The sequence below is a fragment of the Rhodopirellula sp. MGV genome (assembly GCF_002251265.1).
Classification (GTDB): Bacteria; Planctomycetota; Planctomycetia; order Pirellulales; family Pirellulaceae; genus Stieleria; species Stieleria baltica_A.
The window spans coordinates 79,326-94,775 of sequence record NZ_NPDI01000002.1 but is presented as its reverse complement, the minus strand read 5'-3'; the positions used below and the strand labels follow the sequence as shown (position 1 = coordinate 94,775).

14 protein-coding genes are annotated in these 15,450 nt (G+C 54.9%); 9 read left to right on the top strand and 5 right to left on the bottom strand.

The genetic code is table 11. The features are described from left to right. Positions 1-129 precede the first annotated feature (129 nt). From CGZ80_RS01255 to CGZ80_RS01245, 3 genes are all read left to right on the top strand, one after another. Positions 130-1,140, top strand: coding sequence for an RHS repeat domain-containing protein (locus tag CGZ80_RS01255; RefSeq protein WP_094410960.1), 1,011 nt, complete (start codon positions 130-132; stop codon positions 1,138-1,140). After that, positions 1,137-1,961, top strand: a complete 825-nt coding sequence (locus CGZ80_RS01250; RefSeq protein ID WP_143543681.1) for a hypothetical protein — start codon at positions 1,137-1,139, stop codon at positions 1,959-1,961. The genes CGZ80_RS01255 and CGZ80_RS01250 overlap by 4 nt, the downstream gene beginning before the upstream one ends. 629 nt (positions 1,962-2,590) lie before the next feature. Further along, a complete protein-coding gene (locus CGZ80_RS01245) occupies positions 2,591-2,920 on the top strand; it encodes a hypothetical protein (RefSeq protein ID WP_143543680.1) in 330 nt (109 codons plus the stop codon). Between the two features lie 828 nt (positions 2,921-3,748). On the opposite strand, the gene CGZ80_RS01240 is transcribed toward CGZ80_RS01245, so the two are convergent. Next, positions 3,749-4,669 carry a rhodanese-related sulfurtransferase gene (locus tag CGZ80_RS01240; RefSeq protein ID WP_094410957.1) on the bottom strand — a complete coding sequence of 307 codons (921 nt, stop codon included), beginning with the start codon at positions 4,667-4,669 and terminating at the stop codon, positions 3,749-3,751. A gap of 13 nt (positions 4,670-4,682) precedes the next feature. Further along, positions 4,683-5,198, bottom strand: coding sequence for a thiol peroxidase (gene tpx, locus CGZ80_RS01235; protein ID WP_094411033.1), 516 nt, complete (start codon positions 5,196-5,198; stop codon positions 4,683-4,685). 257 nt (positions 5,199-5,455) lie between these two features. Here tpx and CGZ80_RS27805 point away from each other — a divergent pair, with 257 nt between their 5' ends. The 3 genes from CGZ80_RS27805 (at position 5,456) to CGZ80_RS01225 (ending at position 9,312) form a co-directional block, all read left to right on the top strand. Then, positions 5,456-7,603 carry a cytochrome c3 family protein gene (locus tag CGZ80_RS27805; protein ID WP_158222500.1) on the top strand — a complete coding sequence of 716 codons (2,148 nt, stop codon included), beginning with the start codon at positions 5,456-5,458 and terminating at the stop codon, positions 7,601-7,603. Positions 7,604-7,650: 47 nt separating this feature from the next. Then, positions 7,651-8,466 (top strand): ABC transporter ATP-binding protein, encoded by an 816-nt coding sequence (locus tag CGZ80_RS01230; RefSeq protein ID WP_158222499.1) that lies wholly within the window; start codon positions 7,651-7,653, stop codon positions 8,464-8,466. Between the two features lie 78 nt (positions 8,467-8,544). Continuing rightward, positions 8,545-9,312, top strand: coding sequence for an exodeoxyribonuclease III (locus CGZ80_RS01225; RefSeq protein WP_094410955.1), 768 nt, complete (start codon positions 8,545-8,547; stop codon positions 9,310-9,312). Positions 9,313-9,315: 3 nt separating this feature from the next. Here the strand turns inward: CGZ80_RS01225 and CGZ80_RS01220 are convergent, their stop codons facing one another. Then, complete coding sequence (locus CGZ80_RS01220) at positions 9,316-10,584, bottom strand: hypothetical protein (protein WP_094410954.1); 1,269 nt, start codon at positions 10,582-10,584, stop codon at positions 9,316-9,318. Between the two features lie 125 nt (positions 10,585-10,709). Continuing rightward, the gene (locus tag CGZ80_RS01215; RefSeq protein WP_094410953.1) at positions 10,710-10,919 is read right to left on the bottom strand and encodes a hypothetical protein; all 210 of its coding nucleotides are present in this window, start codon (positions 10,917-10,919) and stop codon (positions 10,710-10,712) included. A gap of 3 nt (positions 10,920-10,922) precedes the next feature. Here CGZ80_RS01215 and CGZ80_RS01210 point away from each other — a divergent pair, with 3 nt between their 5' ends. Further along, entirely contained in the window at positions 10,923-12,785 is a 1,863-nt protein-coding gene (locus CGZ80_RS01210; protein ID WP_094410952.1) for a redoxin domain-containing protein, read from the top strand. A 125-nt stretch (positions 12,786-12,910) separates the two neighbouring features. Next, positions 12,911-13,558, top strand: a complete 648-nt coding sequence (gene can, locus CGZ80_RS01205) for a carbonate dehydratase (RefSeq protein WP_094410951.1) — start codon at positions 12,911-12,913, stop codon at positions 13,556-13,558. Here the strand turns inward: can and CGZ80_RS01200 are convergent. Beyond that, on the bottom strand, positions 13,539-14,780 hold the full coding sequence (locus CGZ80_RS01200; RefSeq protein WP_315851395.1) for an AGE family epimerase/isomerase: 1,242 nt from the start codon (positions 14,778-14,780) through the stop codon (positions 13,539-13,541). The two genes, can and CGZ80_RS01200, sit on opposite strands and share 20 nt — an antisense overlap. A 201-nt stretch (positions 14,781-14,981) precedes the next feature. Here CGZ80_RS01200 and CGZ80_RS01195 point away from each other — a divergent pair, with 201 nt between their 5' ends. Beyond that, the gene (locus CGZ80_RS01195; RefSeq protein ID WP_094410949.1) at positions 14,982-15,446 is read left to right on the top strand and encodes a hypothetical protein; all 465 of its coding nucleotides are present in this window, start codon (positions 14,982-14,984) and stop codon (positions 15,444-15,446) included. Positions 15,447-15,450: the final 4 nt, after the last annotated feature.

The window sequence follows — 15,450 nt, the reverse complement described above, 5'->3', positions numbered from 1 at the left end:
GTGTTTTGCCGTGCGAACCGCTGCGACAGCAGCTTTCAACCAGGATTGGCACTGGACCTTGTTGGTCATAGACGAAATTTGAGAACTCGATAGAAAGCTCGAAAATCCAGCATCGGCTAAACTGGTGTAATGGTCGCGCTCAATTCATCCAACCGAAAACCAATTCGCCGAACAGGCAGCGACGCCCCCGTCGTTCGCGCAACCAATGGTGGGCGGTACTACCATCGCAACCAACAGCACAGCGTCAATGCGCTGACTGATTCGTCTGGTGGGATCGTTGAGCGGTACGCCTATGATGCCTATGGCGGATTGTCGGTGTTCGACGGGAGTGGGACGGCACGTACGGCAACGGCCGAGGGCAACCGCTACACCTATACCGGGCGTGGGTGGGACTCTGAATTGTCGCTCTATCACTATCGAGCCCGGATGTACGATCCGATGTGCGGGCGGTTCTGCTCCAGAGATCCAATCGGGTATGAAGCTGACGATTCTTTGTATCGTTTTGTTGGCAATAGGCCACTCATTATGGTTGACTTTGACGGTTTGCAGGCGGTGCAAGTTCTCGATGAAGGAACGGGCAATGAGAGCGGGTGCACAGCAGGGGAGAATGCATGCATCACCGATATAAAGAATCGAGTTAAACAGCTGGTTCAACAGCGAGTCGCAGCAGGTGGAAGCTGTTTCGTACCTCACCGACCAAGCGAACGCGAACTCGAATGCCGGAAGAACGTGGATCAGTGTCTTTTAAATACGATTGATAAAATTTCGTTCGAGTGCCGAACGGACACCCCATGCAACAAAGATGCGTATCGAGCCGTGGAACGACGCTCGTACGTCAAAGGAAAAGACGAAGTCCGTAAAAAGAAAGACTGTAAACCAAGGCAGAAGGACTACACGGTTTTCCCTGATCCCGTTCTTTCAGAAAGCAAGATCATCTTATGCGTCAGCTCGCCAGGAAGCAGCGGTGCATGGCCTCGACGTTCGACAGACATTGTTGTTTGGTGTCGCAATGCTGGCTTGAGGCGTGATCTTGCCCGCACAATTGCACATGAGATAATGCGCAATTGCGTTGGAGATCACATGAACACACCAGGGGATTGCCCCGCTCGGACGTCCGGATGCAGGTATCCTTGGCAATGACTTCATTCGAAACTGCGGGAGGTAAGGCAGTGCTGAAAAATGTTTGCATTTGTGCGTTTTTACTAACTGGGCTTGTTGAAATTGGCCATAGTGATGAGCGGTCACCAGTAGTTCCAGTTCGATATGAACGGAAGGAAGGTAAGAGATTTGTTTGTGCGCAGCCTTCTTCCCTTGCTCAGAAAGCTGGAGATGCAACGCTATTCGTTGCAGGAACGAATGCGAGGATTAACAGCAACCAAACGGTATTCGGAGATGTTGAGTCGTTCGACCTCGAGGACGGATCTGTTGTCTATTTGACAAAGTTTTCGTCGGCATGGCTTTGCGATCGAGACAAGGTTGACTTGGTCGTTAAAACGAAATTGCGAGCAAAGTTCTGGCACTTTGATTTGGCAAGAAGGCGTCTTGTGCTTACCGCTGGTGTTGATGAACACTCTCGCGACTTCGCCGTGCGAATTGTTTTAGAGGATCAGAAATTAATGGGTGAGCTGAACAAGCAACTCGCAAAAATTGATAACACTGAGCTAGGCAAGATCATTGCGGATGGGCAGATAGTGCCAATCTACGACGAAGCGGTTGGGTGCTTGAAGTTCACGGATGCAAATGGCGAACTTTTTGAACTGCCACTACCTCAAGGGAATGCGAAAAATCCAAGTCGGAATGCTTCTGTTTGGGTTCCGTTGCAGCGTCCGCTTCAGGTTGACGCCACCTATGAAGTGGATGGGACGCGCGGCAACCAAAGCGATGACACGAAGTCATCAGGCTGGATGCCCGCCACTCTTGACGACCGCGCATCTTTGGTGAATGCAGGACAGGCCAGATGATGCCGCCCACAAAACACGACAAGGGCAAGTCAAATTGTCGGTAGCCGATCGCTCACGATTGCGATGTAGCGGCCTCAACACCGAACGGAAAGCTTGAATTGTTGGATCGGTTCGCACTCGCTGAGCCAAATTGAACATCAGTCTGCTAAAAACACGATGCTCGCATGGCAAGAAGAGAACGGGCGCGGACCCAACACCACTTGGCTCGGCGCCCAGGGAATGAGCTATTCTTGCAATGGTGATCCCTAGGCTGTCCGTCGGTGATAGCGAGTTGTAGCCCACGTACAGCATCGGCGATAGATACAAAAAGCGCGTGTTTTGCGGTGCGAGCTGCTGTACTAGCAGCCTTTGACTAGAATTGGTACTGGACCTTGTTGGACTTAGACGACGCCTGAGACCTCGATAGAAAGCTTGAGAACCCAGCATCGGCTAAACAGGTGAAATGGTCGCGCTTAACCCATCCAGCCGAAAACCAACTTCCCCTACGATCGACCACGCCTCCGTCGTTCGCGCCGGCAATGGCGGGCGGTATTGCCATACAACCCGGAGCTAGAGTGGACGAACGAATAATTTTCCTTCAAGAATTGTGTCAAAGAATAGGCATAGTTCGGAATTGCGCATTCGATTTGGTGTCCAGAGATGCCGACTGGGATTTGCGAGTTGGCCCTTTCCAATACTTTCGCATCATTCATTCAGAAGAACTCGCCGAAGGCCCTGTCCTTTGGTCGAGTGTCGTACTGACGGCACCTAAGACCCTGCTGAAAGAACGATGCAGGCACATCCCAGTGACGCTGCTTCATTTCTTTGAGAATGGCGAAAGCATTGGCGGGGCGACAATTGACTGGAACTCCGCGAACACAATCTATGCGATTGATGAAATTGCATATCAGAGGAGGTTTGATCCTGACGATCGAAGTGTCAAGAAAGCCATGATGAAGATGAAACTGGCAAATGAATAAGAAATGAAACGGTGTCAGCACTCTTGAATGGGGCGTTCAGCGGCGGACGCAGCACTTGACTGTTGAACCAGGGCAACTTCTGCCGCAACCAAAGGGGCGATTTGCCTTTCCGATTGATTAGTTTGGCGGCAACGGTTACTACCGCCAATCAATAGGGTGTGATCCATCGGGCTCAGCGATGCGGACAATGTCCCTTCGGGTGAGTTTGTTTCGTCCATATCCGGCTCCGTTGTGTTCGCTCTCGTATCTCTCATGATTCATGCGTGCCTTGTCACAACCGATCACTCGTGGCGCGCAGGTCCCATCGCCGGCGTTTTACCTCAAGCCAGTCAGCACGGAAGAGGCGGGGAGGGAAAAATGAAAAACAGCAGTCGCGGAACTGCGAGAAGCAAAAACAAGGCCGCAAGAATTCGACCGGGGATGCTTCTGTCGCGACGTTCGACTCAGTCCTCTGCACCGACAAACTCTCTGATGACGCCGAAGTCCATATCGTGGGCGTGCGAAGCAGTGATCGAAGGGTATGGATGTCGCGATGGGGAATTCGCACCGCCGGCCCCTCCGGGGCGAATGCATCGTTGCGTGTTCATTCTCTTGGGGCTCCCGCCCCAAGCTACCAACGAAGGCTCCTCTGGAGCCAAGACAGCATCTGCTCGGGGCTGCCACTCCGAGCTACAGACGCAGACTCCTACGGAGTCAAGACAACGACGCATACGGCAAATTGCCCGTGCATCGATTAAAGCTATGAAGATTCACATCGCCGAGGACGCGGCGAGACGCAGAGTATTCCATCAATCGCCCTAGAAAAGCCGATCAAAAATTGACTCGGCATTAACGTTGGTAGCCTTGCCGGTCCCACATCTCTTGGCGTTCGGCAAAGCGACGTTTGCGTTCTTCGGAGATTAGATTCGCGCAGTTGGGGCACTGCACTCCGGCGATGTAGTCGTCGTGTTGCTGATCTTCGGCGCTGACCGGCCAACCACACGCGAAACACATCACATGCTTGCCTTCGGCGAGACCGTGGCCGACCGAAACGCGGTTGTCGAACACGAAGCAATCGCCTTGCCACAGTGACTCTTCTTCGGGAACGGTTTCCAAGTACTTGAGGATTCCGCCTTTGAGGTGATAGACCTCTTCGAAGCCTTTTTGTTTCAGCAGCGCGGTCGACTTTTCGCAGCGAATGCCGCCGGTGCAAAACATCGCGACTTTCTTTTGCTTCGACGGGTCGAGGTTTTGATCGACGTACTCGGGAAATTCGCGGAACGACTCGGTATTCGGGTTCTGGGCCCGCTCGAACGTTCCGATCGAGACCTCGTAATCGTTACGGGTGTCGATGACCACGACATCCGGATCGCTGATCAGCTTGTTCCAATCTTTGGCATCGACATAGGTCCCGACCGTGTGGTTGGGATCGATACCTTCGACACCCATGGTGACGATTTCTTTTTTCAGCCGCACGCGTCGGCGGCGGAAGGGCTGCGTTTCACAGTAGGAATACTTGATGTCGACTTCCTTGAACTGCTCGAACGAACGAACGTGATCGAAGAAAGCATCGATCCCTTCGCGAGGTCCCGCGATGGTGCCGTTGATCCCCTCGCTGGCCAGTAGCACCGATCCTTTGACGCCGTGCTGGTCCAAGACCTGTTCGAATCCGGGGCGATAGGATTCAAAATCGGCAACGGCGACAAAGCGGTAAAAGGCCGCGACAGTGATGGGCAGCGATTCGTTCGTTTGAGAGATTTCGTTCGACATGATTCCGATGTGATTACAGGAGCATACGCAGTGCAGCCATCGCGGTTGCGTAGTCGGGTTCCTGGGTGACTTCGCTGACGATTTCCTTGTGAGCGACTTCGCCGTCGGCGTTCAGGACGAACACAGCGCGGGTCAAAAGCTTCAATTCTTCGATTTGCACGCCCCAATCGGTACCGAACGCATGCGTCTGATAGTCGCTGGCGGTTCGCATTTTGATGTCCTCTGCGCCACAGAATCGGGCTTGTGCAAAGGGCAGGTCGCGGCTGACGGTAACAGCGTTGATCTTGTCGCCGAGTGCCGCGAGTTCTTCATTGAACTTTTTAGTTTGAACGGCGCATGTCGGAGTATCCAGACTTGGCACGATGCTAACGATGGAAGGTTTCCCCTTCAGGTCAGCAAGCGTCAGCGTTTGGATGCCGCCTTCGGCATAGTGCAACGCAAAGTCGGGTGCCGGGGAGCCGACTTCCAGAGCCTCACCGGCCAAAGTCATCGGGTTTCCTTTAAAAGTAATGACACCTGTCTGAGTCATTTTGCTTCCTGGGGTGAATACATTTTCGGTGGAGAATTGCCGATCAATTGCTAGGCTATCGAGCCAGCCAGGGTGTTGCACCGGCACGTTCGTAATTATGTTCCCGAACTTGGCGTGCGTGAATGGGGGACAGTTTGAGCCTATCCAGTCTCAACCGACTCCCCCAAACCGACGCGACACGCCAACACGCCGCAAACGCACGGCCCGACAGGCTGCCGACGTGGCTGAATGCCGATCTTTCCATTTTTGAACCAAATATGACGATCAAACGCCGCCTCATTGCCGCCCTCTTTTTGGCTCTCCTGGTCACGGGAAGCCTACTGACGTCGCCGGCCAATGGTGCTGGTGGGTCGAACTACGCCCACAGCGACGGTAACGCACGGTTCCTGCACCACATCCACCTGTACGACGCGGCGGACCAACGGATCGATCCCGAATCGACCACGCCCTATTCCAGCGTCAAAACCTGCGGGCGCTGCCACGACTACAACGCGATTTCGCACGGCTGGCACTTCAACGCGTTCATGCAAGAAGCAGGTAAAAAATCCAGTACGGGACGCGAAGGCGAGCCTTGGATTTGGACCGATCCTCGCACCGGAACGCAACTACCGCTCTCCTATCGCGGTGGCAAGCAAACCTTTGACCCAGGCGACCTCGGCATCGACAACTGGGCGATGACAAAACAGTTCGGCGGACGCTTGCCGGGCGGCCCAATGGGAATGGCTCCTGAAGCGACCGAAGAAGAATCAGCCGAAGACAGCAACGAAGGCGAAGCAGACGCGGAAGCGAAGGGCGAAGAAAAGACATCGCGTTGGCCGTTGACCGGTTCGTTAGAAATCGACTGCATGGCTTGCCACGGTGTCGCCAGCTCGTACGACTTTAACCTTCGTCGCGAGCACATCGCGAAAGAAAACTTTGCATGGGCGGCAACCGCTGCTTTGCACATCGGTGAAGTCGACGGGGATGTCTCGCGTTTGAAAGACGGCTCCGATCCGACCGACGAAGCGATCCAGAAAAAGATGCCCAAGGTCACCTATGACGGACGCAAGTTCGCTGCCGACGGCACGGTGTTTATGGACCTAGTCCGCGCACCAGATAATAACTCGTGCTACCAGTGTCACAGCCAACGCACGTTGGACTCGCACGGCATCGAATCACGTTGGACGCACGACCAAGACGTTCACTTGCGTGCGGGAATGAAGTGCGTCGATTGTCACCGCAACGGGCTGGATCACCACACCGTCCGCGGCTTCGCTGGCGAAGTTCACCCCAGCGGCCAATCGATGACCTCGCTTTCCTGTGCGGGCTGTCACCTGGGTACCGAGTTCGCCAATCATTACGGCCCCGCCCAAACAGAAACCGATGCGGAAGAAGGCCATTCGCACAGCAACAGCGGTGAGTTTGCCTCGCTTGATCAACTGCCCGGACGCTTGGGATCGCCAATGCCAGGCCACGCGGGACTGCCCGCACTGCACTTCGAAAAACTGTCGTGCACCGCATGCCACGCCGGTCCGATTCCACGCGACGAAGCACTTGGCATGATGACTTCGCTAGCACATTCGCTTGGCGAAAAAGCTCACCGTAGCGGCGCCGAACTGCCTCGCATCCAAGGCCCCGTGTTCTCGAAAGGTCACGACGGAAAAGTGTACCCACATCGCGTCGTTTGGCCGGCGTATTGGGCGACGGTTGTCGACGACAAATTGCAACCGCTCGCGCCAGAACAGGTCTACGACATCACTCGACGATCGTTGCGTGTCCGTAACGACTTCATCGAAGAGATCCTCGAGCCAAAGCTCAAGAGTTCGGACCTGAAAGAGCTGCTGGGTGAAGATCGCTACAAAACCGATCCCGAGGAATACACCGACGAAGAAGCCGCCAAGGTCAACGAGGCGGTTCAAAAGGCGGGCAAGGCCGAGTTTGACGAAAAGGTATACGCGGCATTAAAAGCGATCGAGAAGGAAACGGGGGCCGGACAAGCGGTCTATGTTTCGGCCGGATTCGTGTACGCCGCCGGCGACGAAGAAGACACTGTTAAAACGATCGAGGTCAAAGACACCGAAGCGATCGACATGGTGCAGTGGCCGATCGCGCACAACGTTCGTCCTGCGGGATGGGCACTGGGTGCAAACGGATGCGTCGAATGTCACCAAGACAACGGCAAACTGTTTGCCAGCACCGTAACGCCAACCGGCCCTGGCCCCGATGACGGTGAAGCGGTCACGATGGCCAGCTTGCAAGGTATCGACGCCGACCAACGGTTGACATGGAATCAACTGTTCCAGAACCGCGCGAGTTTCAAATATGTGATCGGCGGATCGATCGTGCTGTTGGTCATTGCGATCGTGCTCGCCCTGGGAATTTTGCTCGGTCGCATCGGATTGAAAACCTCGGCACCGACAAGCTAACCTGTCGAGCGTTCCCCGTTTCGACACCAACTTGCGTTGTGTTTGCCGTGTCCCCATTGATCATGCTTCGCGACGTGACCGTACGTCGCGAACAAACCATCATTCTGAATCAGGTCTCGACGACCATCCCGCGGGCTCGCCACACGGCGATCTTGGGGCCAAACGGCTCGGGTAAATCGTCGCTGCTGAAATTGCTGACACGCGATTTTTATCCGTCGATCGACTCCGAAGGCCATCAAGGTGACGTCCAAATCCTCGGGCAGCGCAGCTGGCAGGTTCACGAGCTGCGCCGTTCGATGGGTATCGTTTCTCCTGCACTCGATGCAGAATTTTCACGCGGACGAACCGGCCGCATGACAGTCGCCGAAGCAGTCGCCAGTGGCTTCACCGCGACACGTTTGAAAGAGTTCGGGCCGGCGATCACATCCGAAGTTCGCGAGGCCGTCGACCATGCGATCGAAACGGTTGGCATGCAGAGCTTCCGCGACAAACCCGTCGAACGACTTTCCACTGGCGAACGCCGCCGGACGATGATCGCGCGAGCAATCGTCCATCGTCCCGCGATCTTTGTGCTCGACGAACCGACCGGCGGACTGGACATGACCGCCAAGGCAAAGTTCCTTGAAATCATCGACTCAATGACTGGCCAGCAAGAGATCACGCTTGTCCTGGTGACGCATCACCTTGATGAGGTTCCGCCGGCGATGCGGCATGCGGTTTTGCTTGACCAAGGCACGATCGCGTTCGATGGGCTGAAACAAGACGCGTTTACCGACGAGCGAATTTCGTCGCTGTTCCGATTGCCTGTCGCAATCGAGTGCGATTCACGCGGTTGGTACGATGTCCGCATGCGTCGCGATTAACCGCAAGGCATTCCAGAGACCGCCAAGCTCACCGAATCGAACGCGACACCCAAACTCCTATCGCTTATCAAACCACCTATGAAACTTTCATCCTGGAACGTCAACGGAATTCGCGCGGCAATGGACAAGGGCTTCCGAGCCTACGTCGAGACCGAACAACCGGATGTGTTGTGCTTGCAGGAAACGAAAGCGTCAGCGGATCAGGTCAACACCGAATGGGCGACCGAACTGGGTTACCACCTGTACTGGAACTCCGCCGAAAAGAAAGGCTACAGCGGCACGTCGATCTGGTCCAAACAAAAACCCACCAAAGTCCACTTGGGGATCGGTCACAGCGACCATGACTCCGAAGGCCGCGTGTTGACGGCGACCTATGACAAGTTTCACCTCGTCAACGTCTACACGCCGAACGCCCAGCGAGGTCTTGCGAGACTTGATTATCGCCAGCTCTGGGACGTCGCGTTTTTGGACTATGTCAAGAAACTCAATCGCCGCAAACCGGTGATCTTTTGCGGGGACGTGAACTGTGCCCACCGAGAGATCGACTTGGCGAACCCCAAGGCCAATCGCAAGAATGCCGGATTCAGCGATGAAGAGCGAGCCGGATTGGACAACGTCTGCAGCGCCGGCTTCGTCGACTCGTTCCGCCACTTCGACGACTCGCCCGAGAAGTACACCTGGTGGACTTATCGGATGAATGCCCGTGAACGGAACATTGGGTGGCGTTTGGATTACTTTTGGGTCGCCAAACGCTTCATGGACCAAATCGAATCAGCCGGAATCCGCGCCGACATCCTGGGATCGGATCACTGCCCAGTCGAGCTGTTGATCAAATCCGACGCGTGATCGCTACTGCATGCGAAGCTCGGTTGTCATCCGCTGGAATTCCTTGCGAATTTCATCGTTGTTGAACTCACGCAAGCTGGGCACCTTTAGTTTCATCAACGCTTCGAAATCGCGGCGGCCGGTGCTCATCAACTTTGCAACATCGCTGGACAGCTTCACGGTGTCGTAAGTGTTCATTGCGGTGGCAAGGTTTTTCTGTGCACGCTTGTTTTCGACCGCGATCTGCTCGGCATTCTGTTTCAGGAACTCGATGTAAAGCTTCGCGGTGCGGCGTGTCAGTTCATTGGATTCGATATTGCCTTTGAGTGTTTCCGCATCGCCGCCATCAGCCTTGATCAGCGTCTGGGCTTGCTTGATGTTCTTTCCGGCCTGAACGGAAAAACCTTCGAGCTTCGGGATGTAGTCTGCGTTGATGTCACGAATGAACGTCTTTTGAATTCGGTCCATCACGTGGACCAATACGACGTACATGCCGTAATATCGCTTCGACGTTTCCAACGCTTCGCCGCTTTGCTCGGTCAGTTCTTGCAGCTGGGTGGTCAGCTGTTTGATGTTGTCAAAAACGACAGCCATCGAAACGATGTCGTCCCCGGAAACGGAAGACAACAAAGACTCCACGCCCGCTTCATCGACTTCGACGCCGATTTTGGAAAGCTCGCCAGCAAACGTCACCTTCAATTGCTTGAGATGTTCTTGCTGGTTTTCGATCGACTGTTGTTCGGTTTTGATCTGTTCGTCAATCGCTTCTTTGGACAGTTCGAACGGGTTGACCTTTTCGATTTGCGACTGGTCCTTTGCCCAGGACGCACTCAAGCGTTGGCGTCGATAGTCGGCAATTTTTTCCTGCGAGTTAACGATCGCGTCGTTGGCTTCGCGGATCTGTTGTCGGTAATCGCTGACTTCGGAAATACTGAGCGCGACGATCGCTTCATCGAGCAACTCATTGATTGCCGCAGAGTTAGACTGCTTATCGGTGCGAAATGGGATCGCCGAGCTGTCTGGCAGTTCCGCATGTTGATCGACCAGCGTGCGTGCTTCTTCCAGGGTTGGCAGCACGTTCTCCAACAAGCGACCAATTCGCTGCTTGGTGTTTTGGTCACGATCCTGTTGAAGATCACCAGGCGTTTCGGCGGCCGAAACGCTGGCCAATTCGACGGCCGTGGTGTTACCTGTCACATTCGTCGAACCTGAATTCAGGTACGGGATCTTGTCACAGCCTGCCAGGGAAAGCAGACCGATCGAGACGGTGGAAAGGATGGATCGCCGGATCATATGTATCGTATTTCGTCAGAGACGTCGGATTCACAACAAGCAGGACGCGACAAGCAGAACTATGGACGCCTGCGTCGGGAACATCCCTGTATTGTAGGGCACAAAATCGAATGCTCGAGGGCGCGTCAGCAGGCCGCCGAATCCCGGCTGGCGACGTCTTGATTGTTCTGGCGACAAACGTTTAGCAGTCTGAGCCCGAAACCGTCCAAGAAATTGAATAAATCCGTCGCCAAGAAACGTCCGTTGGGGTGCCAGCGGTCCGCTTTCACCCAGGACTTGATAAGCTGACGCATCCCCCCGACCGGTTTCCATCGCCCGTTTTTTACGGAATCCATTCGATGAGTCTTCGACACCTTCTGGCATTCGCTTGCTTTGCCACAACGCTCGCTCAAGTTCACGCAGATGAGCCTGCTGTCGAACCGGGACACAATCTGCTCGCCGATCATTCGCAGGGCGAAGTCGGGCAGACGCTAATGGGGCTCGCCTGGAACAACCTTGACGGCGAAGCAACCTACCTGAAGGAAGCGACCAAAGACGGCCCGGCGGTGTTCGTGTTCACGTCGACCGTGTGTCCACTTGCCAAACGCTACACGATGCGGCTGCGTCGCTTGCAAGATGACTTTGCCGACAAAGGCGTGCATCTGTTCGCGGTGTTTTCTAACAGCGACGAAACCGACGAAGGCATCGCCGACTATGCCCAGAAAGCTCAGTTTCCGTTCCAATCGATTCGCGATGTCAACGGATACCTGGCCAAGCGATTCGGCGCAACGATGACGCCGCAAGCGTTTGTTGTCGATGCGAACGCGGTGATCCGATACCGCGGCGCGATCGACGACAACCGCTATGAGAATCGCGTCCAAACAAAACACCTGCGCGACGCTCTCACGCAACTCGTCGCGGGCGAACCGGTCGCAACGACAAGCACTTCGTCGATGGGTTGCAGCATCCATCTGGAGTCAGTCACCGAAGACGACCAAGTCACCTACGCTGGGCACATCGCACGGTTGTTACAGGACAATTGCCAAGGTTGCCACCGCGAAGGCCAGATCGCACCGTTCGCATTGGAATCGTATGACGACGCGGTCCGCTGGAAAACGGAGATCGCCGCCTACACCAAAGCTCGCGTGATGCCGCCATGGAAAGCCGCCCGAGGGATCGGGCACTTCAGCAACGACCTGAGCCTGAGTGACGAAGAAATCGCATTGATCGGACGCTGGGCCAACGAGGGAACCACACTCGGCGATGAGCACGACCTGCCGCCCACGCCGCGGTATGCGGACGTCTGGGAACACGGCACGCCGGACTTGGTCGTCGAGATGCCCGAACCCTATACGATCGCTCCGGAAGGCGAAGACGATTACCGGCACTTCATCATTCCCTATGAAGCCGATGTCGATCGCTTTGTCGAAGCGATCGATGTGCAGCCCGGAAACCGCAACACCGTTCACCACGTGATCGTGTATGTCGACACCAGCGGTCGTGCGAGAGAATTGGACGCTGCCGATCCCGGACCGGGCTACACGCGATTCGGCGACGTCGGCTTCGACCCGACCTCCGTCCTCGGCGGCTGGGCCCCCGGCATGCAACCCACGCTCACGCCAAAAGGCAGCGGACAATGGTTGCCCAAGAAATGCGATATCGTGGTCCAAGTCCACTATTACCGCACCGGTTTCGAAGAACAGGACCAGACCAAATTCGGGCTGTACTTTTCCAAAGCCGAGCGTCCGGTCCCGACGCGGATGGAAGTGGCGATCAACCACCGCTTTGTCATCCCACCCGGCGAAACAAGCTATCCGGTCAAGGCGCAGTGCCGCATCCACCAGGATTCCTACCTCTACTCGATCATGCCGCACATGCACTTGATCGGCGAAACGATGTCCGTCACCGCAACGCTGCCGGACGGACAAACGCTTCCGCTGATCAAAATCAATGACTGGGATTTCAACTGGCAAACCATCTATCGCTACAAAGACCTGCACTACCTGCCCGCCGGGACGCTGGTCAGCGTCGAAGCGACATTTGACAATTCCGACGCGAACCCCAACAACCCAAACCATCCGCCAAAGCCGATCGGCTGGGGCGAAAAAACGACGGACGAAATGTGCATCGCGTTTCTCAGTTTGGTGCTTGAATCGGAATACGATCCGGAATCGAAAGGCCGCCGGACTGAGCGATTGACGTCACAGTTGGAATCGCGGTAGCCCCGCATTCGCCCCCCCATTCGTCGGTTGCCACAGCCCGACTGACGAATTCGCACGCTTTCGAGTACATTGCCGCAGTTGTCACGACGCATTCCTTTAACTGACACTGCAGACAAGATTTATCGATGCGACTACTGCCCCAGCTCATTGAAAACAATCGCAAGTGGGTCCAAAGCGTTAACGAAAGCGACCCCGACTTTTTCGACAAGCTTTCCAAAGGCCAGAGCCCCGAATTTCTGTGGATCGGATGTGCTGACAGCCGAGTCCCCGCCAACCAAATCCTAGGTCTGTTGCCCGGCGACGTGTTCGTCCACCGCAACATTGCCAACGTGGTTGTCCACAGTGATTTCAATTGCCAAAGCGTGATCGAATTCGCCGTCAACGTGCTGAAGGTTAAACACATCATCGTGTGTGGCCACTACAGCTGCGGCGGCGTCAAGGCGGCCAGTCAAAATCACCACTTAGGTCTGATCGACAACTGGCTCCGCCACATCCGCGACGTTCGCCAAAAGCACGACTCGGTCTTGCGAGCGATCGAAAACGAAGGCGAAATGATCGATCGCCTTTGTGAGCTGAACGTCGTCGAACAAGCCTACAACGTCTGCCACTCAACCGTGGTCCAAGAGGCCTGGGAAAGCCGCCAAGACTTAGCCGTTCACGGCTGGATCTACGGCATCGGCGACGGCTTGCTGAAAGACCTCAACGTGACGATTACCGGCCCAACCGAAATCGCCGAAGCGTACCGTGTCGCGATCAACCAGAATCTCGCTTAGAGTTCTCGTGACCATTTTGCAGCATTTGCAAACACATCAATTGCATCCGTGGAATGTGGTAGGGCCCTTTCCACATGTTGCCCTTGATTCGTGAACTGACGCTGCCGTCACGTCTTAGGTATCCGTAGCACTCGCCGCATTCTGGATCGGGAAAATGCTTGTGAAACCAGTCGTGCACTTGCTGGTGCCACGCCGCGTATTTTGAGTCTCCGGTTAAGCGATAAGCCATCAGTGTCGCCACGATGGCTTCGCATTGCGGCCACCAGAATTTCATGTCGTGCCAGTATTCTTGAACTGGCAAACCGTTGACATCGACGACGCAAAAAATCCCGCCGTGGATCGGATCCCAACCGCGTTGCCACATCCAATCGAGCATCCGGCACCCCGTTTCGATCAACTGGCGATCTCCTTGCAGGTCGCCTTCACGCATCAGGAACCAAGCCGTTTCGATCGCATGCCCCGGGTTTAACGAACGGCCTTCGAAGTGATCGACAATGTCGCCGTTTTTGCCCACCGTTTCCATCACACAACGGATTTCGGCTTTCAGAAAGTGATTGCAGATTTCATCGACATAACGAGAAATCCAAACAGGACCTTCGCTGTACCCGATCGAAGAGATCAATTCCCGAGCGCTCGAGATCGCAATCATCGGAAATGCCAAACTCTTCATTGGTCGAATCTTCGTGTATTTCGGGTCGCCTTTTGATGGACGAATCCGATGACGAACGAAACGTTCGAAACACTCGATCGCTTTGCTTGACCAACGGTCGTCACCAGTTGCCTTTGCCAATTCGGCAAATGCCATCGCCGCGAACGCTTCCGAATAGGCATAGCGACGCTTACGAATCGGCCGCCCCTCGCGAGTGACATGAAACCACATCCGACCGTCAGAACGATCGAAGCAATGCTTTTCCAAAAACGTCGCACCATGGATGGCTAGCTGTAACCAACGTTCGTGGGGATGAACGTTGTTATAGAGCTCACCTAGCAACCACGTAAAACGTCCTTGTTGCCAGACCGATTTATCCGTATCGATGACGGTCCCGTCCCGATCTAAGGCTGTCATAAACCCGCCGAATTCCAGATCAACAGAATGCTTGATCCAAAATGGCAATGAATCCTCATACAAACCAACACGGTAGGCGGTGATCAACGCGTTGCGTTTTTCGCCATCGAATTTCATGGTCTCGGGTGTGCTCGCGATCGAGTGCAGAAGAATCAAAGTATACGCCTTTAAACGCGTAACCCGCCCGTTTGGCTACTCCGGTAACCTGAGATTTGGGTAAACGATCACAATCTGACGGCAAGTCCCCCAACAAGACGTGACACCGCCAACCAAACAGATATTCGAGCGCCCACAAACCGAAGAAACGCTGCCTTGTTTTGAGAGAACTTTTCTTCGCAATCTCGGACGAAACCTGACATGACCCAACTGCGATGCCTGCCGAAAGGAATCTGCTCGTGGGACTACCGGATTTCCGGACCACAGGTTGCTGCGGAAACTCAGTCGAAGGTCTTTTGCGAAGGCGGATCAATCACGATTGACGGCTACGAATTAACCGTTCAAAAGCGTGGGATGTTCAGCGGGCACTGGACGCTGTTCGATCACAAACTCGAACTGGTCAATGCAGAACGTGAATCGATGTGGCGATGGGTGCTAACCATTGAATCGCCGGACCATCGCTATCGATTCAAACCCTCATCAGCGTTCAAACGGACTTTTATGCTTGAACGCGAATCCGGCGAATGCGCGACAACGATCGCTCCTGACCACGCATTCACACGACGCGCGACGATCACGCTACACGACCAGGATGTCGAGACTCCCGTCGCGTTGTTCGCGTTTTGGCTCGCGGCTCACTTTTGGCGTCTTCAAGCGAGCAGCTAAGTGG